General features: G+C 67.8%; 14 protein-coding genes. 3 read left to right on the top strand and 11 right to left on the bottom strand.

Annotation, left to right across the window (positions count from 1 at the left end; genetic code table 11):
- Positions 1–29 precede the first annotated feature (29 nt).
- Entirely contained in the window at positions 30–923 is an 894-nt protein-coding gene (gene galU, locus AC1Q6P_RS20640) for a UTP--glucose-1-phosphate uridylyltransferase GalU (protein WP_492663533.1), read from the top strand.
- 4 nt (positions 924–927) lie between these two features.
- On the opposite strand, the gene AC1Q6P_RS20635 is transcribed toward galU, so the two are convergent.
- From AC1Q6P_RS20635 to orn, 11 genes are all read right to left on the bottom strand, one after another.
- Complete coding sequence (locus AC1Q6P_RS20635) at positions 928–1323, bottom strand: VOC family protein (protein WP_102770196.1); 396 nt, start codon at positions 1321–1323, stop codon at positions 928–930.
- A gap of 105 nt (positions 1324–1428) precedes the next feature.
- Positions 1429–2121: a helix-turn-helix transcriptional regulator gene (locus tag AC1Q6P_RS20630; protein WP_171826087.1), complete on the bottom strand. Its 693-nt coding sequence runs from the start codon at positions 2119–2121 to the stop codon at positions 1429–1431.
- 13 nt (positions 2122–2134) lie between these two features.
- A complete protein-coding gene (locus AC1Q6P_RS20625) occupies positions 2135–4954 on the bottom strand; it encodes an ATP-binding protein (protein WP_492663534.1) in 2820 nt (939 codons plus the stop codon).
- Positions 4954–5718: a hypothetical protein gene (locus AC1Q6P_RS20620; protein WP_492663535.1), complete on the bottom strand. Its 765-nt coding sequence runs from the start codon at positions 5716–5718 to the stop codon at positions 4954–4956. Before AC1Q6P_RS20620 ends, AC1Q6P_RS20625 begins: the two co-directional genes overlap by 1 nt.
- Positions 5715–7061: a hypothetical protein gene (locus AC1Q6P_RS20615; protein WP_492663536.1), complete on the bottom strand. Its 1347-nt coding sequence runs from the start codon at positions 7059–7061 to the stop codon at positions 5715–5717. The genes AC1Q6P_RS20620 and AC1Q6P_RS20615 overlap by 4 nt, the downstream gene beginning before the upstream one ends.
- Before the next feature lie 55 nt (positions 7062–7116).
- Positions 7117–9243, bottom strand: a complete 2127-nt coding sequence (locus AC1Q6P_RS20610; protein WP_492663537.1) for a putative bifunctional diguanylate cyclase/phosphodiesterase — start codon at positions 9241–9243, stop codon at positions 7117–7119.
- A gap of 151 nt (positions 9244–9394) precedes the next feature.
- A complete protein-coding gene (locus tag AC1Q6P_RS20605; RefSeq protein WP_492663538.1) occupies positions 9395–10015 on the bottom strand; it encodes a DUF1294 domain-containing protein in 621 nt (206 codons plus the stop codon).
- Between the two features lie 155 nt (positions 10016–10170).
- The gene (locus AC1Q6P_RS20600; protein WP_492663539.1) at positions 10171–11901 is read right to left on the bottom strand and encodes a DEAD/DEAH box helicase; all 1731 of its coding nucleotides are present in this window, start codon (positions 11899–11901) and stop codon (positions 10171–10173) included.
- A 568-nt stretch (positions 11902–12469) separates the two neighbouring features.
- Positions 12470–15448 carry an SNF2-related protein gene (locus AC1Q6P_RS20595; protein WP_492663540.1) on the bottom strand — a complete coding sequence of 993 codons (2979 nt, stop codon included), beginning with the start codon at positions 15446–15448 and terminating at the stop codon, positions 12470–12472.
- Positions 15449–15520: 72 nt separating this feature from the next.
- Positions 15521–17365: a chorismate-binding protein gene (locus tag AC1Q6P_RS20590; protein WP_492663541.1), complete on the bottom strand. Its 1845-nt coding sequence runs from the start codon at positions 17363–17365 to the stop codon at positions 15521–15523.
- A 50-nt stretch (positions 17366–17415) separates the two neighbouring features.
- Positions 17416–18006 carry an oligoribonuclease gene (orn, locus tag AC1Q6P_RS20585; protein WP_102770188.1) on the bottom strand — a complete coding sequence of 197 codons (591 nt, stop codon included), beginning with the start codon at positions 18004–18006 and terminating at the stop codon, positions 17416–17418.
- Between the two features lie 59 nt (positions 18007–18065).
- Here orn and AC1Q6P_RS20580 point away from each other — a divergent pair, with 59 nt between their 5' ends.
- Together AC1Q6P_RS20580 and rsgA are read left to right on the top strand one after the other, a co-directional pair.
- Positions 18066–19400, top strand: coding sequence for a M48 family metallopeptidase (locus AC1Q6P_RS20580; protein WP_271009217.1), 1335 nt, complete (start codon positions 18066–18068; stop codon positions 19398–19400).
- Positions 19397–20314: a ribosome small subunit-dependent GTPase A gene (gene rsgA, locus AC1Q6P_RS20575; RefSeq protein ID WP_492663542.1), complete on the top strand. Its 918-nt coding sequence runs from the start codon at positions 19397–19399 to the stop codon at positions 20312–20314. Before AC1Q6P_RS20580 ends, rsgA begins: the two co-directional genes overlap by 4 nt.
- Positions 20315–20459: the final 145 nt, after the last annotated feature.

Raw genomic sequence — 20459 nt, 5'->3', positions numbered from 1 at the left:
CGCGAAAGCAAATCAAGGAGTGTACTTTTATGGCGTCCAAGCCCAGCTCAGTCATCACCAAGGCCATCTTTCCCGTCGCCGGCCTGGGCACCCGTTTCTTGCCGGCCACCAAGGCCCAACCCAAGGAAATGTTGCCGGTGGTGGACAAGCCGCTGATCCAGTACGCCGTCGAAGAAGCCTATGCCGCCGGTGTGCGCGAGATGATCTTCGTGACCGGCCGCCACAAGCGACCGATCGAAGACCACTTTGACATGACTTTCGAGCTCGAGATAGCCCTCGAACAAGCGGGTAAGCAGGAGCTGCTCGAGGTGGTGCGCAGCGTCAAGCCCGATGACATGGAGTGTGTCTACGTGCGCCAGGCCCAAGCACTGGGTCTGGGCCATGCCGTTCTTTGCGGCCAGCGCCTGGTCGGCAACGAACCCTTCGCCGTGCTGCTGGCTGATGATCTGATGGTGGGCCCATCAGGTGGCCAACCGGTGCTCAAGCAGATGGTGGAGCAATTCGCCGAGTGGCGCGCCAGCATCCTCGCGGTGCAGGAAGTGCCGGCCGAACACACCCGCCGCTACGGCATCGTCGCCGGCAGCCAGGTCAACGAGCATCTGGTCGATGTGAGCCGCATCGTCGAGAAGCCGGCGCCCGAAGACGCCCCCTCGCGCCTGGCCGTGGCCGGCCGCTACATCCTCACGCCCGGCGTCTTCCACGAGATCGCCAACCAACCGCGCGGCGTCGGCGGGGAGATCCAGCTGACCGATGGCATCGCCGGCCTACTGCGCCGGGAGAAGGTGTTCGCCTACCGCTACGAAGGCAAGCGCTACGACTGCGGAAGCAAGGAAGGCTTTTTGCAGGCCAATGTGGAACTGGCCCTGGCGCACCCGCAGCTGGGCGCAGGTTTCCTTGACTACCTGCGCTCGATCGAGATCTGAGCGATCAGGCCGCGCCGGGCGCGAACACGCGCAGGCGGTGGCCATCGGGATCGCTGGCCGTGAAGGTGTAGCCAAAGTCCATGGCGGTGGGTGCTTGCAAGACCAGCACGCCGCGTGCGACCCAGGCCGCATGCACCGCATCCACTGCGGCCGCGCTGTCCTGGACAAAGGCCAGCTCGCTGCTGCCCCCCTGCCCGGCCGAGGCCGGCGCCACCGTGTCGCGCGCCCAGAGGCCCAACATCAGGCCCGGGGCCAGGGCAAACATGGCGAAGGTGGGCGAGGCCTCGACCGGCTCTGCAGCAAGGATCTGGCGGTAAAAGCTCGCGCTGGCGGCCGGGCTCTGCACGTGGAGCAGAACAAAGTGGGCCTGGCTTTGCAGGCTGAAGTTCGTGGGGTTCATGCTGGAAGTTGGCTGCGAGCCGTGGGTTGAAAGAGCCGCCATGCTAGGCAGCCGCCCTGTCAATTTCTGGCAGCAGCAGGCAGCCCAGGTGCTGCGCCAGTCGGCTCACTGCGCGGCGATGCCCTCGGCCTCGCGCCAGGCTTTCAACAAGACCTGGCGGCGCTGAGGGTAGCGCTGCTCCAGCACCTCCAGGCCCTCGATCTGGTCGCATCTGAAGCTGCGCCTCTCCCCGCGCAGTTCACACCACGCCACCAGCACACGGGCCTGATCGAAAAAACCCAGGGCAAAGGGCCAGACCACACGCTCGCTGCTGCGGCCTTTCAAGTCGCGGTACTGCAGCCTGACCTTGCATTCCTGCCGCATGGCGGCACGCAGCCGGGCCAGCACCTGGTCCAGGCGCGGCAGCGGCTCGCCCGGCCCCACCAGCAGGGCCGTGCTGTCCATCTCATGGCGCAGCCCGGCCGGCAACACGGCTGAAATCTTGGCCAGGGCGTGGCGCGCTGCCGCGGCCAGCACCTCATCATCAGCGCGGCCTGCCACCCATCGCGATCCCAACACCAGGGCCTCGACCTCGTCGGCCGAGAACATCAGCGGGGGCAAGGTGAAACCCGGTTTGAGTACATAGCCAAGGCCTGCCTCGCCCTCGATCTGGGCGCCCTGCGCCTGCAGGGTGGCGATGTCACGGTAGAGGCTGCGCAGGCTGATGCCCAGCTGCGCGGCCAATGTCGGGCCGGGCACCGGGTGGCGGTGCCGGCGCAGCAGCTCCATCAGGTCGAGCAGGCGCGCGGCGCGGGACATTGCTGAAGCGCTCTCAGTCGTAAATCGACTTTTCCGGCCGCCGCGCCAGCACCGCAATCGGCGGTGCCCAGCGCTCGCCACGCGGCTTCTTGCTGGTGACCAGGGTGATCTCGCTGGGCTCGAAGACCTCGACGTTGTGCGTGATCGGCGTGGTCAGCAGGTACTGCGCGCGCGTGGAGCGCAGGAAATGGCCGACCAGCTGGATGTTGCGCACGTCCAGGTGGGCAAAGGGCTCGTCGATGAAGACAAATCCGCCCGGCGAGTCATCGTCCTTCATCAGGCCCACCAGCAGGATCAGGCTCTTGAGCACCTGCTGGCCGCCCGAAGCCTCACCGTCGTTCAAACCCACCTCACCCTTGCCGTCGAAGTTGAACTTGACCTGCAGCCCCGCCTGGGCGAGCACCATATCGTCATTGTCCAGATGCGGCAGCTCGGCCTGCGCCATCACGCCGGCCAGCTCGCCCAGCTCCTGCACGTTCTTCTTGTAGCGACGCACCGTGGCGCGCAGCACATCGATGTAGCGCTCGCGGGCGTTGAAGGCGGCGATGCGAGCCATCTCATTGCTGGCGCGGCGGTCGTCAAGCTGGGCGGTCTGCTCCAGCACCGACACGCTCATGCGCGCATGCCGGTCCTGCACCTGCGGGTCGGTCTCCCAGACGCCGTTCTCCAGCTCCGCCTGCACATGGCGGCCGGCAATCTCGGCCTGCTTGGCGTTCTCGAACTCATCGCGCAAGGCCTGCAGCGCCGCCGGTGTGACCCAGGACGCCGGGAACCGCGCCTTGGCCGCACGCGATTCGCGTGCCTGGGCCAGCAACTCGCGCTTGCGGCCCTCATGCTCGCGCTGGGCGCGCCCGACGTTCTCTTCGCTGGCCTTGAGGCTGGCCTGGGCCGACTCGTAATCGCGCTCGCTGCGGCTGTGCTGGGTCAGGGCACGATCGTGCTCGGCATCGAGCGCGGTCATGCGGCCCGATGCCTCGACACGGGCCTGGCGTAGGGCCGGCAGGCGCTCGCGCACGGCGGCAAAGTCCTCGGCCTTCTCGGCCAGTTCCTGTGCGGCCTTGTGGCCCAGGGCAGCGCGCTGCGCATCCTTGAACTGGCGCTCGATCTCGGCCTGCTCCTTGGCGATGCGGCTCAGCTCCGCGTCGTAGCGGTTGAGTTCGCTCTCCAAGGCCTTGCGACGCGACTCCAGGGCCGACACACCGAACTGGAAGTCACGCGACTCGACCCAGAGGCTGCGGCCCCCACGGCCGTCCTTGTAATAGGCATCGGGTGTGATCCACTCGCCGCCGACCTTGGCACCGGCCTCGGTGTCCTTGACGCGGCGAATGCCGCCCAGTTGCCGGATCAGCCAGCCCGGGGCCTTGGCATTGAAGCGCAGGGCCGCGAGCAGGGAATCGGGCGGCACGCTGGCCGGCACGTTCTCGGCCTCGGCCACCACGTAATGGCGATAGCGCTCGCGCGAGGCCAGGGCAAAGGCATGGGCCTCGTCCCCGCTGCGCTGCAGTACCACCACCCAGCGCGAAGGCCGCAGCATGCCTTCGGCGGCGGCGCGCCAGCTTTCATCGGCGATGTCGATGCAGTCGGCCAGCACATGGTGAGCAATGCCGGCATCGTCCAGCGCGCGGCGGAAGCGCGTCACCTCGGCCGGCGGAGGCGGCAGGCGCTGGCCGCTCAAGGCCTCCAGCGCGGCCTGGGCCTTGCGGCTCTGGTCATTCGCTCGGGTGAAGGCTTCGCGCAGGCGGTGCTGTTCGCCGCTGAGCTGCTCCACGCGCTGGGCCAGCTCCTGCGCATCAGTCTCCACCGCGGCCAGGGTGCGCAGCTCTTCCTCGCGCTTGGCCAAGAGCTCCAGCGGCCGCTCCGCCTCGCGCGCGGCGTCAAAGGCGGCGCGGGTCTGGCGGCGCTCAGATTCCAATTCCACCAGGCGCTGCTTGGCGCGCTCCAGGGCCTCGAACAAGCTGTGCAGCTCGGCCCGGCGTGCGGCCTGCTGGCGCGCATCGGCGCCGGCAAACAGGCGCTGGCGGTGCAGCTCGCGCAGGCCCTGGGCCGTGCGCGCGCGCGCCTCGCTCCACTGCAGCACCGGCAGCACCTCGGTGGCCAGGCGCTCGCGCTCCTTCTGACGCAGCTGGTACTGCTGGAAGCTGTTGACGCGGTTGGCCAGGTCGGACAGCTGGGCCTGGGTGTGCGAGAGCTCGTGCGTGGCCTGCTCGACTTCTTTCAGCAAATGCTGCTGATGGCTGCGGGCCTGGTCGTAGCGGTCCAGCACCTCCTGGTCGCCGAAGACTTCAAACACCAGGCGCAGCAGCTCCTTGGGGCTGAGCTCGCACAAGCGGTCGGTCTGGCCCTGCTCCAGGGCCAGCACGCGGCCGATGGCGCGGGTCAGGCCAGCCGCTTCCAGGCGGCGGCGCCAGGCTTCGATGCCCATCCAGTCCTTGTCGCCGCGCTCGGCCAGGGCCTCGATCTCATGGACGCCGTCCACCATCATGTAGCGACGCTGCCAGTCGCCCCCATGGCGCTCGATGCGGCAGACCAGGGTCACCTGGTCGGCGTAGAGCAGGGAGCTGGCGAAGGGCCGAGAGCTGTTCTGGCGGCCGCGCGGGCGGTTGTCCACCAGGGCGCGCAGCCAGGCGCTCTCGGCATTGGCGTGGCGGGCATAGGTCTTGTACGTGCGGCCGCCCGAGCATTCCAGGCCCAGCAAGGTGCGCATGGCATCGAGCAAGGTGGTCTTGCCCGAGCCATTGGGGCCGGCGATGGTGATGATGGCGCCGTCCAGCGGCATGCTCACCCGCCGGCAATAGTCCCAGTGCAGCAGTTCCAGCGATTGCAGGTGAAACATCAGGTCTCGCTCTTGTTCTGTTCTTGTTCGGGCCGGGTTTGGGCGTCCAGCGCCGGCTCGGGCTCGGGCTCAGGTTCAGGCAGTTCAGGCTGGCGCGCCTTGGCAATGGCCGCGGCAATCTCCGGGTCGGTCGTGCGGGCCAGCACATCGCCCAGGGCGCCGTCCAGGATGCGCGGCGCAAGGGTGTCGTAGTCCAGCAGCAGATCCAGCAGCGGGCCCTCGGCAATATCCTCGCCGCGACGGGTGATGAAGCCATTGCGCTCCAGCAGCTTGAGGTTGCTGTCCAGGCGCATCTTCTTGCCCAGTTGGTTGCCGAAATCGGCCAGCAGGCTGCGGTAGCTCAGGGTTGGGCTGACGCTGGCCGCCGTGGGCAGGGGCTTGTCGGTGGCAAACATCTCGCCCTGCCCTTCTTCCTTGGCCTCGGCGCGCGCCACCTGGCGCTGGCGCTTGGGCAGCACGATCAGCGACCACAGCACCACCAGCAGGGCCACACCATCGCGCGGCAGGTCGAGGTTGTTATTGGCAGCCAGGCCGGTTTCGCCAAACACCGCCACCTCGGCCGGGCGCAGCATGGCCAGGCTGATGTGGTCGGCATAGAGGTTGTCGATCACGCGCAGGCCGACCGCGGCCAGGCGTTGGCCCAGGGCGTTCCAGACCTCCTGGTCGATCAGGGCGCGGCGCACCAGCGGGTGGCTGCGGGGCAGCCAGCGGCGGGCCAAGAGCTGCGCGGCCAGGGCGGCCGCGTCGTCGAGAGCAGCGCTCATGCTTGGTCTTCTTCCTTCGGTTCTTGTTGTTCTTCTGCAGATGCAGCGTCAGCCGGCGGGCGGCGCAGCACGCCGCGGCTCATCCAGCGGATGTACTCGTCATCGCACTCGCCCTGCTCGGCCGACCAGTGCACGCGCCAGGGCTGGCGCGCCATATCGCCGGTGGCACCGGTCAGATGCTGGGCCTCCTTGTCGCCCAGCAGGGGCAGCAGCTGGGCGCGGTAGCTGGCGCGGGCATAACTGCCGCCCAGCACGGCCGGGGCCAGGTCTTGCTCGACCTCGCCCGCCTCGCTCCAGCGCGTCAGCAGCGCCTGCATGATGGACATCTCGGGCGGCAGGCTCATCACCGCCAGCTCACCCTCGGGCGCGGCCTGGGCATGGGGCAAAGCCTCGGGCGTGGGCGCGGCCGGGCGGTCGCGTTCGAACTCGGCCTCGGCGGTGTCGAGCAGCTCATGCTGGGCCACCAGCACCGGGTGCACCGGGCGCGACAAGGCGCCCAGGGCCAGGTTCTCCAGAAAATGCACGCTCTGCAGCCAGCGCCGCACATCGGTGGTGGTGATGCCGGTGGAGCCCAGCGTGACGCGCTGGCGGTCGGCTTGCTGCAAGGCCCGGTTGAACTGGCTGGCCATGGACAGCAAACGCGCCTGGGCCAGGCCCAGCTCGCGCGCCAAGCGCTCGAGCCGGGCATTGCCCTGCTCCTGGGCCTGCACCATGATGGCGGAAAGCGCCTCGCTGGCCTTCTCGACCAGGCTGAGCGCCCGGCCGAAACGCTGGCGGGCGCGGCGCAGGTGGAACTCCGAGCCGCTGGCGATCGCGTCGGCGAACTCGTCGTAGAGGCGCGAGAGCTGGGCCTGCAAATGCTGCAGCTGAGCCGGGTCCAGGGTGCCCAGCTGGTGGGCACCGGCCACATTGGCCAGCAAGGCGCTGAGGTCGGCGTCCTGCTGGGCGCTGCTGCTGACCAGGGGCTGGAGCAGACCCAAGAGCTGCTGAGCCAGAGGCGTGACGCCGTAATGCTGGTTGGAAGGGTCCCAGGCCAGCAGATCGGCCTCGCGCAGGCGCTTGAGCACCAGCTCCAGCGGCTCGTCGCGCAGCATGTGGAAATGCTGGTTGAGCGCCTCGCGGCTGATGCGCGAGGCCGGCATGGCCATCACTTCCAGGAACACCCAGACGCGCAGCTTGACCAGGCTGGCCGGGCCGTGAAAGAGCGCGCGCAGGCCGGCCATCAGGCCATCCTGCCGCTCCATCTGCCACAAGAGCTGCGCCTCACCGGGGGCAGCCGCGTCGCGAAAAAAATCTTCAAAGCGAGCTTCGTCTTCGCTCGCTGGGTTTGGGGTCTCCCGCATGGCCGTGATTATCCCCGCTGGCGCGCCCATTTCCGGACCGCAGCCCCGCGGAAGTTCAGAGCTGGTCGATCTCCTGCGTGTCGCCAAACAGCGAGGCGCGGAAGGCCGGTGCCGAGTTCTTGTCGTCCATGGCCCAGAGCAGGATGGCCTGGGCCGACATGGGGCGGGCAAACAGATAGCCCTGCAGCTCGTCGCAGCCCATGGCCACCAGCACCTGCTGCTGGCCCTGGGTCTCCACGCCTTCGGCCACCACGCGCAGGCCCAGGGCATGGGCCAGGCGGATGACGGCATCGACCACCGCGCGGGCATCGGCGCTGGCCACCAGGTCGGTGACAAAGGCCCGGTCCACCTTCAGCTCCTGGGCCGGCAGCTGGCGCAGATAGCTGAGCGAGGAATAACCGGTGCCGAAATCGTCGATGGACAAGTGCACACCCAGCTCGCCGAGGCGGCGGAAGGTGTCCTGGATGGCCTGGGTGTTCTCCATCACCACCGACTCGGTGATCTCGCAGGTCAAGAGGGTCGGGTGCATGCGCGAGGCTTCGAGCGCCTTCTGGATGCGATCGACAATGTCGGCCTGGCGCATCTGCTGCGCCGAGAGATTGATGGCCACGCGCATGCGCAGGCCGCTCTCGCGCCAGACCTGGGCCTGGCGGCAGGCCGCATCGATCACCCAGTTGCCCAGCTCGCGCATGAAGCCAAAGCGCTCGGCAATCGGAATGAAGATCACCGGCGACACCATGCCGCGGGTCGGGTGGTGCCAGCGCAGCAAGGCCTCGGCGGCCGTGACCTCACCGCTGCGCGCATCGATCTTGGGTTGAAAATACAGCTCGAGCTGGTTGCGCTCAACCGCATGGCGCAGGTCACGCAGCAGATCCAGCTGCTCACGCGTGTCACCGTCCATGCCGGCGGCATAAAAGCAGTAGCAGGCGCCGCCCAGGCGCTTGGCGGCGCTCTTGGCCGCGTCCGCGCAGGCCAGCATGCGGGCCTTGCCGCCGTCGAGCGGATAACGGGCAATCCCCGCCGAGCAAGAGATCGCCAGCTCGCGCCGGTCCAGCAGATAGGGCCGGGCCAGCTCGGCCAGGACCCGGGCCGCAAAACTGGCCACCGCCTCCTTGCTGCCTGCCTCGTGCAAAAGGATGGCGAACTCATCCCCGCCGATCCGGGCCGCCACATCGTGCACGCCCAGACAGCCGCGCAGGCGATCGGCCGCCAGACGCAGCAAGGCATCACCCTTGTCATGGCCGAAGCTGCTGTTGACGGGGTTGAAACCATCGAGATCGAAGAGCAGCAAGGCCAGCGGCTGCTCCTTGGCATCGCTCTCCAACACCGCCTGCGCCAGCTGTCGCTCCAACCCCAGGCGCGTGGCCAGGCCGGTCAGCGGATCGGTGAAACGGGCGTCGCTTTCCTTGTCCGCCGCCACTTGCATCTCGCCCACATGGCGCAGCAAGGCCGGCAAGGCCCGGGTCATGAGCAGCACCAGCAAGAGCAAGGCCAGCTCGCGCGCCCCCAGCGCCCAGCGCGGCCACATCGCCAGCACCGCCTGCCAGCGGGCCTCACCAAAGCCCTCGCCCGCCTCGGGCCCGCTGAGCAGCAGGCGCACGCCCAGCGGCAGCAACACCGCCGCCGCCATCACCACGCCACGCAAGCCGCGCGCCGCGAGTGATCCGCCGTTCAGCCACAACAGGCCGGCCACGGCCAGCAAACTCAAGACACCCGCCGCCGGCGCCATCGGCACGCGCGCCAGCAGCAGCCCCTGCCCGGCTGCCAGCAGCAGAGCCCACAGGCCCATGGCCACGCGAAAGCCGTTGCTCAAGGCGCGACGCGGCTGCAAGGCCTGGAGCAAGGAGCGCGAGGCGGCATAGGCCATCAGCAGGGATAGGAGCAGGGGCACCGCCGGCGTATCTGCCGACATCCACGGCCACCACAGGCCCGCGGCCAGCAAAAGGCTGCCCAGCCAGCGGCTGCGCGGCACGCCGCGTGGCTGCACATTCAGCTGAGCCATGGCCCGGGCCTGTGCGCCCGCCAGCAGTGCGGCCGCACTGAGCAGCAGCCAGCCGGCCGGCAGCAACCCAAACAGCAGCACGCATGCACTGCCGCGCAGCCAGGGCCAGGCCGACTGCCAGCTGGCCGGCAGGCTGTGCAAGAGCGTCTGCATCAGCAGATCCGGGTCAAGTGCGTTCAAGGCATCCACGCCAGACGCCCAGCTCCCGTGGGCCGAGGAAAAAACAGCAGGTCCATGATCGAGCAGCCTAGCGCGGCTGCGGCCACAAGGCCGCGGAAAACTAAGCCACTTTGCCCACTTTGTTTCGCCAGACGCAAACGGCGGCGCGAGCTCAAGGGCCGGCGAGGCGGCGCAACAAGGAGAACAGCGGGGTGAACAGCAGCGCGAAGCCCAGGAGATTGCCCAGCACCGTCCACCAGAACTGGCGCCGGAACGCCGGCTTGCTGGACTTGTGGCGCAAGAGCTGCTGCGCCAGCAAAGCGCCCGGCCAGCCTCCCGCCACAGCCAGGCCGTGCAAAGTGCCCTCACGCACCCGCCAATGCCCCAGCCGCGCGGCCCGCTTGTCTCCGGCGTAGACGATGAAGGTGGCCAGGCTCAGCGCCATGTAAGCGCCCCACAACGCCGGCGGCAGGCCCCAGAGCAGGTGGCAGCTCAGATAGGCCGCAGCGAAACCAGGGATCAAGAGCAAGCCAGCGCTACCCGCGCTTGCGCTCGGCCGCCGCGCAGGAGCGGCCGGCGCCGCCCGAGGCCGCCGCACCCGCACCGCCCGCCGCTTGCCCTGGCCATCCACACCGAGCTCGAAACTGAAAGTTTCCCCCTGCTGGGGCCGTTGCGTCAGCAGTTCGAAATCACGGATGTGGACGAACAGCTTGGCGTCTGGCGCCGAGGGCGAGCGCACAAAGCCATAGCCTTTGCTGTCGTCCCACTGGATCAGGATGCCGGTGTGGCGCATGGACAAAAAACAAGAAGAGAACAGTGAACCCGGCGAGCGAGTCGCGCCGACGAAAAAAGGCCCGCCAGGACGAACCTTGGCGGGCCTTTTGATCTTAGTGCAGCTCCGGGTCAGAACCCGGTTCGCTCAGCAGGCGCTGCGCTGCAGCGCAGGCTTCAGCGGCCGAAACCGCTGCGGCGCGGGCCGGCCGGGCCGCCACGCTTGGCGCCCGGGCCGCCAGGGCCACGCGACTCAAAACCGCCGGGGCGGCGGTCGCCACCAAAGCTGGGCTTGCCACCGAAGGCCGGCTTGTCGCCGAAGCTGGGGCGATCGCCACGCGGGGCGAAAGCAGGCTTGTCACCGCGGGGGGCGAAGCCGGCATTGCCGCGATCAAAGCCACGGTCAAAACCACGCTCAGCCGGTGCACGGTCGAAGCCGCGGTCTTGGCCACGGTCGAAACCGCGATCGAAGCCACGATCCGAACCACGATCAACAGGACGCGCATCAGGGCGGAACTCACCACCACGCGGCTCGAAGCCTTGCGGGCGGCCACCGTCACGGTTGTCACGAACGAAAGGACGACCCGCATCGCGGTGGAAAGGCTTGCCGCCACCGAAGCTCTTGCCGCCGAAGCCGGGCTTGCCACCCCAGCCCGGACGGGCACCGCGGTCTTCAAAACCACCGGCGCCGGCAGGACGCGGCGGGAAGATGCGCGGCTCTTGCGACTTCGGCTCCAGGCCTTCGATCTGCGCCGAAGGGATGGTCTGGGTCGTGAACTGCTGGATGCGGCGGATCATGGACACATCGTCACGCGTGGCCAGGGTCACGGCCAGGCCTTCACGGCCGGCACGACCGGTGCGGCCGATGCGGTGCACATAGTCCTCGGCCTTCATGGGCAGACCGTAGTTGATCACGTGGGTGATGGTGGGCACGTCGATGCCGCGGGCGGCGACGTCGGTGGCCACCAGCACGCGCACTTCACGACGGCGCAGGGCCATCAGCACGCGGTTGCGACGACCTTGCGGCATACCACCGTGCAGGGGCGCCACGGCATGGCCCAGCTCCTGCAGGCGCTCGCTCAGCCAATCGGCATCGCGCTGGGTGCTGGTGAAGACCAGGGCCTGGTCGACATCCTTGTCGGCCAGCAGATGCTCGAGCAACTGGTCCTTGTGGTTGTTGTTGTCGGCCCAGTGCAGACGCTGGGTGATGTTTTCGTGGGTATCGGTGTGCGAGGCAACATCGATGCGCTGCGGCTCGCGCAGCAGATCGTTGGCCAGACGGCCGACGTGACCGGCGAAGGTCGCGCTGAACATCACGGTTTGGCGGGTGGCGGGGATACGGTCGGCGATGAACTTGATGTCATCGATGAAGCCCATGTCCAGCATGCGGTCGGCTTCGTCCAGCACCAGCATTTCGACGTTGTCCAGCACGGCCTTGCCGGACTGGATGTGGTCCATCAGACGGCCCGGGGTGGCGATCAGGATGTCCAGGGGGCCGCTCAGCTGGCGCAGCTGCAGGGCATAAGGCATGCCGCCCAGCACGGTCGACAGCTTCAGGCCTTGCACATGGCGGCCGTAGGTTTGGGCAGCCTTGGCCACTTGCATGGCCAGTTCACGGGTGGGGCACAACACCAGCACGCGGGGGCCTTGCACACGGCCTTTTTCGCGGCGAGTGTTCTCGCCACCGGCGGCGGCGGCAGCGGCTGCACGGGCTTCGATGACCTTCTGCAGCGCGGGCAGGGTGAAGGAAGCGGTCTTGCCGCTGCCGGTACGCGAGGACACCATCAGGTCCACGCCCTTCAAGCCGGCGGGGATCGCCAGGGCTTGCACTTCGGTGGCGGTTTCGTAACCGGAATCCTTCACGGCACGCAGCAGGGACTCGTGCAAACCTAGATTTTCAAAACTCATATCTTCTTTCAACAAAGCCATGCCCCGCCTCGCAAAAACGAGACGAAAACACGCGCATGCCACGCAACAAAAAAATGCGCGTCACGCCAGTAAAGTCGCTGGGAGAAAGCTCGCGTCGTGCACCGGGACTTGAAGGGGACAGCCGGGCAAAAGCCAGCCGATTGGTGCCAGGTGCGGCGCCGGGGGAACAGTCAAAGCGACGGCATCGCCGCCGACCGAACCCGAAGGGTGTTCAGCACACCATCCCGGTGAGGGATGTTCGCGAGGCCTGGGGCGCGCCCGGGATTTCGCGTCACTGAGCGCAACATGCCCAAAAACTCGTGAACGAGTGTTTGACTGTGGTCAGCGGCCTGAACGAGGTCAGAGGAGACGAACGAAATGCAAAACAGCTTCAGCTGCAAGCAAGACCACGACTATAGCACACTAGGGTTTTCACGGAAGCTTCATCGCGCCGTCAAATTCAGATTTATCTGAGTTGCGCGTCGAAAGCCTCAAGAAGAAACGGCCGGCCGTGACAAGTTCACGACCGGCCGCACACTCGGAAAGACGCTTGTTCTGACGCCTTGTCTCAGGCCACCAGGTCCAGCAAGGCCGCCAGGGCCGAGGCCAGGGCCGAGAGGTAGTCGGCCAAGGCCTCGCCCTGCAGCAGTTGCAGGCCGGCGTCACCGTCCAGGCTGCAGGCCGGCATGGCCTCACGGGTGTCTTGCAGCTGCAGCAAGGCGGCTTCGAAACCGCTTTGTGCCTGCAGCTGGATCAGCGGCAAGCCGCGCGAGTCCTCATCGGCCACACGAGCCAGGCGCTCTTCCAGCACCGATTCACCCCAGGCCAGCTCCAGATTGAGCAGGCCGCAGCGCGGCACCTGCAGATCCAGGCCTTGCGCCGCCGCATCGCTGCACAGCAGCACGCTGGCTCGAGCATCCTGGCGCCAGCGCTCGGCCAGAGCCCGGCGCTGCGCCAGTGGCAGCGAGGCCGGAATGGCGACCTGCGCAATGCCGGCCGATTGCAGCACCGGCTGCAGCTGGGCGAGCGCGTCGTCCCACTGGCTGCATACCCAGAGGCGATCCAGGGCCTTGCCCTGCAGCTCGCGGGCCACCGCCGCCACGGCCAGCAGCTTGGGCGCCTCGGCCTGACGGCCAGGTTCTGCGGCATCGTCCAGCAGCTGCGGGCTGATGGCCAAGCGGCGCAGGGCTTGCACCGTGCGGTTCAGCTGCAACTGCTCCGCACCCGAGACAAAACCGCTGCGCTGCCAGCGCGCCACCGCCTGGCGCAGGCTGGCCAGCAGCGGCGCTTGGAGGGCCTGCTGCGCTTCGCTCAGCGGCACAGCACGCAACTGCACCAGGGCCAGCGGCAGATTGGGCAGCAGCTCGGCCTTGGCGCGGCTGAACACCAGGCGCTCGAGGGTCTCGTCCACATCACCCAGTGACATGAAGCCGGTCACGCGGCCCGAGCCGTCGCGGTGCACATGCTCGGCCAGGAAATCGGCCAGCGGGCCCTGGCGGTGGCAATCCAGCAGCTCCACCAGGGGCAACAGGATTTGCGGCTGGCTGTTGAGCAACTGGCTGCTCAGCATCAGCACAAAGCCGCCGCGCGCATCGAGCTGCTGCAGGCGCTCCAGCGTGGCCGCATCCAGGCGCTGAGCTTCGTCGACGATGACGAGATCGGCGCCATGCGCTTGCAGCGCATCCAGATCCTGGGCCAGGGTGTTGAGTGCGGCAATCTTGATCTCGCCGGCGGCGGCCAGTTGCTCGCGCCGCACCGCCGCATCGCCCCAGACCAGGCTGGCGCGGCGGTGGCTCAGGCTTTGCGCCTCGCTGAGCCAGCGGGTCTGTGCCGACTCCGCGCACAGCAGCAGCACGCGCTCCACGCCAAAGTGACGCAGCATCAACTCGGCCGTGCCCAGCGCCGGGGCGTAGAGGCCCAGCCCCAGATCGTCGGCCACCAGGCTGCGACCGGCGCAGGCGGCGAACAGGGCCGCCTCCAGCTGGTAGTGGGGCAGCGGCAACTTCAAAAGATTGCGCAAGCCCTCGCTGTCAAACAGCTGCGGATATGCCTGGCCCAACAGGCGCACCCGCTCGGCCGCATCGGCGGCCAGGGCCAGGTGTTGCCAGACGGCGTCCGACACCCGCAGCTCATGGCCGGCCTCGGCCGCCTGGCTCAGCAGCCCGGCCACGGCGCTGGCGCCCGCCAGCTTGCCTTGAGCAATGCCACGCAGCACGGCCTGAACCTCGGCCGCCAGCGCCTCCGGGCAGGAGGGCGAAGCACGCCAGACCAGCTGGCGGCGGGCGCCGCCACCGAGGTCCAGCTCGCTGTGCTCGGCCTGCCAACCGGCCGCCAGGCGATCGCGCAGCTGAGTGAGCAGGAACTGGCCATGCTCGCAGCCGGCCGGATCGCTGAGTGCAAAGCTGCGGCAGCTGCACTGCAAATCGCGGGCACGCGGGCCACGCAGGCTCAGCTGCCAGCGCTCACCGCCCTCGATGGCTTGCACCTCGTAGCGGCCGAACAGGCGATCGCTGCGGGCCTCCAAGATGAACCGAGGGGCCGGCGCTGGTGCGGGCTTCGGAGCCGGGGCCTCGACTGGCGCCGACTGCACAGCGGGCACTGCTTGCGGCGCTTGCGGCTGGTTCGGCGCAGTACGGGTCGAAGTCGCAGCCGGCCTTGATTTGCCGTTCTTGCGCTGAGATTGCTGTGCCTTGGCTGGGGCCGGAGCAGCAGGCGCGGCGGGCGAGACCGGAGCAGCTGCAGGAGCCGCTGGAGCCGGTGGAGTTTCAGCGTCCACACTCACCGCCGCAGGCTTCTTCTTGGCCTTGGCCGCCGTCGTTTTGACAGGCTTGGCGGCAGCCTGAACCTCAGCAGGAGCAGGAGCTTGCACCTCCGGTTCCGCCTTCTTCTTGCGAGCCTTGGTGGCTGACTTCGCAGGCGCAGGTGCCGGAGCGCTGACCGGCTCGGCGGTGGCGGCTGCGCGCTTGGTTGTCTTCTTGCTGGCCGTCTTGACCGCAGCGGCAAGCGGCTCGGCGGTCGCGGGTGCTGTGCTCACGGTCTTGGAGGCCGCCGCCTTGCGCGCTGACTTGGCAGCGGGGGCTTCAGCGACCTTGGTGGCCTTGGCGACTTGAGCGGTCTTGACAGCCTTCTTGCTCGCCACGACGGGCTCGCTGCCAGCCTTCGGGGCGGCAGCGGCTTTCTTGGCGGGTGCCGCCTTCTTGGCCGGCGCAGTCTTGGCAGCCGCCTTGCTGGGCGCCTTGGCTTCCGCCTTGACGGCGGGCTTGGAGCTCGCCTTCTTGGCGGGCGCTTCAGCGGTCACCGCGCGGTTGGCCACCGCCTTCGTGGCCACGGTCTTCTTGGCCGCTGCCTTTGTGGCTTCCGCCTTTTTGGGCGCCGCTTTGGCGGGGGCCGATTTCTTGGCCACAGCGCTCGGGGCCACCGCCTCGGTCACGGCCGCAGCCTTGGCTTTCTTGGCGGGCGCGGTCTTGATCGCCGTCTTGGGCGCTGTTTTCTTGGCCGCTGCGGCCGGCTTGGCGGCGGCAGTGCGTGCTTGGGTTTTGGTAGCCATGGGGATTCAGTCAGATGGTCGCAACAGGGTGAGGCCTTGAGCGCAACTCAATGCTCGCGCTTCTTGTTTCATTCAGAGCGGCAGCTCACCCGGGTTCAGCAGGCTGGCAGGACACCAACCGCGCAGGCTGTTAAAAAATGCAAGGGCTTGGGCGCGCTTCAGATCGCTCTTCATCAGCTGCGCCTCGCGCAGCCGCCCTTCTTGCAGCAGTTCTTCTCGGTAAACACCGGGCAGAAGCCCGGCTTGCAGGCGTGGCGTCAACCACTGCCCCTCAATTTGCACGGCGATATTGCCAAAGCTGCACTCGGTCAGTTCCCCGGCCTCGTTCCACAGCAAGACATCAAATGCCCCAGCGGGCTTGGTCGCGGCGAAGGCCTCGTACACCTCTCGCCGCGTGGTCTTGTGCTGGATGAACTCGGCCGCCGCCCCTTGCGAGGCGATGGCATGTGCAGCCAGCGCGAGTATCACGCAATTTGGTGTCGGCTCCAGCGGCGTGGCGCGCATTTGCAGGCCCGCTTGTGCGCAGAACGTGAGGCGCACACGCCATTCACCCTGGGCATGCGCGGCCGCCAGATCGGCCAATGCGGCGCGCACATCGGGCAGCTTGGGCTTGAGCCCGAAATGCTGGCAGGTGCGCTGCAAACGGGCCAGATGGCCGCTCAGCCGCACCCACTGCCCCCCGGAGAGTCGCAGTGTTTCCAGCGCCGCCACCGGCGCCTGGGCCCGCAGCAGAAAGCGCGCCTTGGCTCGCCACTCGGCCACCTCGGCCGCGGCTTCGGAATCGAGCGTGATGGCGCTGCCGACGCCGGCCGACAGAGGGGCGGCATCGGCGCCCTCACCCTGCTCCACCGTGCGGATCGGCACGTTGAAGGTGGCCACGCCGCCGGGCTGCATCAGGCCCAGCGCGCCGCAATACCAGCCGCGCGGCTGCGGCTCCAGCTCGGCAATGATCTGCATGGCCCGCACTTTCGGCGCACCGGTCACCGAGCCACACGGAAACAGGGCCGCGAACAGCTCCGACAAGCGCAGACGCGGCCGGCTGACGGCGCTGATGGTGGATGTCATCTGCCAGACGGTCGGCAAGGCATGCAGCTCGAACAAACGCGGCACACGCACGCTGCCAAGCTGGGCCACGCGGCCGATGTCGTTGCGCAGCAGGTCCACGATCATCAGGTTCTCGGCCCGCTCTTTTTCGCTGGTGCGCAGATGGGCCTGGGCCGCCTCGTCTTCCACCACATCGCGGCCACGCGCCGCCGTGCCTTTCATGGGCTGGGCGGCCAGGAGCCAGCTGTGCTGGGCATCGGGCACGGGCCGCCAGTCAAAGAACAACTCGGGCGACACGCTGGCCACCCCCGCCTCGCGCAGGAATAGCGAGAAGCCGCCGGGCTGGCTGCGATGCAAGGCTAGGAAAAAGGTGGCCAGATCGACCCCAGGCGACAGGCGGGACAACAACCGCGTGGTCAGGTTGACCTGGTAGCAGTCACCACTGCGAATCCACTCGCGGATGCGCTCGATCTGCGCCGACTCAGCCACCTCGTCCTGGGCGTCGACCCAGCTTTCGGTGAGCAAGTCGGACGACGACGCCGCAGCATCGGGCCAGGGCTGCGGCGCTTGCTCGTACACCGCGAACTCGGCCAGAGGCGCGCTGCCCGCGGACTGGGTGCGCAGCGCCGGGTCGAGCGCAGCAGCAGCCTCGTAGCGCAGGCCGCCCAACACCCAGGCGCCGGCACGGCTGGCCGCATGCGCGGCATCCAGCACGGCGGCGACTTCATCGGGGGCATGGGCACGCAGCCAACGCGCCGGCGGCGCGTAAAAAGCGCCCCGCACCCGTTCGCCGTCTTCACGCGCCAGCGGGTGGCGCGGGAAATCAAAAGCCGCCCAGAGTGCGGCGGCCAAGGGCGCCGCGGACTCAGCCATGGGCCGCCATCCTGCTCAAGAACATGGCTGGAGGATGAAAACGAGAGGGATCAAAGAGACAGGAAGTGCTCGCGGTAATAGGCCAGCTCATCGATGGACTCGTGGATGTCAGCCAGGGCCGTGTGGGCCTGGGCCTTCTTGAATCCGTCGAGGATGCCGGGCTTCCAGCGGCGTGCCAGCTCCTTGAGCGTGGACACATCGAGGTTGCGGTAGTGGAAGAACTCTTCCAGCTTGGGCATGTAGTTGGCCAGGAAGCGGCGGTCCTGGCAGATGCTGTTGCCGCACATGGGCGATTTGCCGGCCGGCACATACTGCTTCAGGAAAGCGATGGTCTGGGCCACGGCCTCGTCCTCGCTGATGGTGGAGGCCTTGACGCGGTCGATCAGGCCGCTCTTGCCATGCGTGCCCTTGTTCCAGGCATCCATCTTGTCCAGGGTCTCGTCGCTCTGGTGGATGGCAAACACCGGGCCTTCGACCCGGACATTGAGCTGCGCATCGGTGACCACCACGGCGATCTCGATGATGCGGTCGGTCTCGGGGTAGAGGCCGGTCATTTCCAGGTCGATCCAGATCAGGTTCTGGTCCTTGATGGGCAGCAGGGGCGCGGCGTCGGCCGGGGCGGAAGGGGTCAGGTCGCTCATGGGCAGGGCTTTCAATGCAATCAGTGCGCCGCATTGTCGCAGCCCTACACTTGCCACCCATGTTTGCAAGCCTTTCCCCGACCCTCCACCCCACGATGCTGAGCCTGGCCTTTGCCCTGGCCCTGCTGCTGTCCCTGGGCCTGAAATTCTGGTTGAGCAGCCGCCAGGTGCGCCATGTGATGCAGCACCGCGGCGCCGTGCCGGCCGCTTTTGCCGCCACCGTGCCCCTGGCCGCGCACCAGAAAGCCGCCGACTACACCGTGGCGCGCAGCCGCTTCGGCCTGCTGAACCTGGCCTTCGACAGCGCCCTGTTGCTGGCCTGGACCCTGCTCGGCGGCCTTGATCTGCTCAACAGCTGGGTGCATGCGGCCACGGCCGAGCGCTTCGGCCCCATGGTTTATCAGCTCAGCCTGCTGGTGGCGTTCACCCTGGTCGGCAGCCTGCTGGACCTGCCCTGGGAGCTGTACAACACCTTTCGCATCGAGCAGCGCTTCGGCTTCAACCGCATGACGCTCAAGCTCTATGTGGCCGATGCGCTCAAGGGTGCCCTGGTTGGCGCTCTGATTGGCCTGCCGATTGCGGCCCTGATTCTGTGGCTGATGGGCACGGCCGGCAGCATGTGGTGGCTGTGGGCCTGGGGCAGCTGGATGGGCTTCAATCTGCTGATCCTGGTGCTCTACCCCACCGTGATCGCGCCACTGTTCAACAAGTTCACGCCCCTGCCCGACGAAGCGCTGAAAGCGCGCGTCGAGGGCCTGATGCAGCGCTGCGGCTTTGCCTCGCAAGGCCTGTTCGTGATGGATGGCAGCCGCCGCTCGGCCCATGGCAATGCCTATTTCACCGGCTTCGGCCCGGCCAAGCGGGTGGTGTTCTTCGACACCTTGCTGCAACGCCTCAACGGCAGCGAGGTCGAGGCGGTGCTGGCCCATGAGCTGGGCCATTTCAAGCACCGTCACGTGCTCAAGCGCATGCTGACGATGTTTGCACTGAGCCTGGCCGGCTTTGCCCTGCTGGGCTGGCTGGGCACGCAGGCGGGCTTCTACATCGCCTTCAATGTGCAGCCCAATATGGCGGCGCCGAACGACGCGCTGGCCCTGCTTCTCTTCATGCTGGTGGTGCCGGTGTTCAGCTTCTTCTTCACGCCGCTGGGCAGCCGGATGTCGCGCCGCGACGAGTTCCAGGCCGATGCCTATGCCTGCGCCCATGCCAGCGGCGCTGAGCTGTCCTCGGCCCTGCTCAAGCTGCATGAAGACAATGCCGGCACCTTGACGCCAGACCCGGTCTACGCCGCCTTCTACTACTCGCACCCGCCGGCCAGCGAACGCCTGGCCGCCATCGCGCGCCAGCCCTCGGGCACGGCGGCGCCGGTGGCCTTGCAAGGGGCGGCCTCGTGAGCCAGGCCGGCAAGTTTGCGCAGCTGGACCTGGGCCTGGTGGTGCGCGGCCACGGCCGGCACTACATCGTCGAGGACGCCGAAGGCCAGCGCCGGGTCTGCCACCCGCGCGGCAAGAAAAGCGATTGTGTGGTGGGGGATCAGGTGCGCTGGGCGCCGTCGGGCTCGGACGAAGGGGTGATCGAAGCGGTGGAGCCGCGCCGCAACCTGCTGTTCCGCCAGGACGAATGGAAGACCAAGAGCTTCGCCGCCAACCTGGACCAGTTGCTGATCCTGGTGGCGGTGGAGCCGGTGTTCAGCGAGAGCCAGCTCTGCCGCGCCATGATCGCGGCCGAAAGCGCCGGCATCGCCACCACGATTGCGCTGAACAAGACCGATCTGCCCGGCACGGCCCATGCCCGCGAACGCCTGACGCCTTACCGCGCCATGGGCCTGCCGATGATGGAACTGGCCATGAAGGCCGAGCCCGACGCCGCGCGCGCCCAGTTGCTGCCCTGGCTGCAAGGCAAGCGCAGCTTTGTGCTGGGGCCCAGCGGCACCGGCAAGAGCACCTTGATCAATCTGCTGGTGCCCGACGCCAAAGCCCAGGTCGGCGATATCTCGGTGGCCCTGAACTCAGGCCGCCACACCACGACCACCACACAGTGGTACTGGGTCGATGCCCAGCGCGAGAGCGCCTTGATCGATTCGCCTGGCTTTCAGGAATTCGGCCTGCACCAGATCGACCCGGCCGCCCTCGCCCGCCTGATGCCTGACCTCAGCGCCCACGCCGACCACTGCCGCTTCTACAACTGCAGCCACCAGCACGAGCCGGGCTGCGGCGTGCGCGAAGCCGTGGATGCAGGACTGATCAGCGCCTCACGCTACCGCATCTACGGCGAGATCCTGGCGGAGCTGTCGAACAAGCGCTACTGACTCCGGACCGTATGCGAGGGCGCAGGCATCAACTGACTTTGGGTTTGCTCGTGGGACCCTGCAGCCCCTGCCGCCACCGGGCTCATGGTTCCGGGGTCGGCCCTGGCGGGCCGACTTCCCTGCGCTGCTCGCGCCTCGGGGCTGG

Source organism: Roseateles sp. GW835-FHT13E02, from assembly GCF_058794035.1.
Note: the sequence above shows the minus strand (reverse complement) of the source record. Positions and strands in the feature narration are given on the sequence as shown.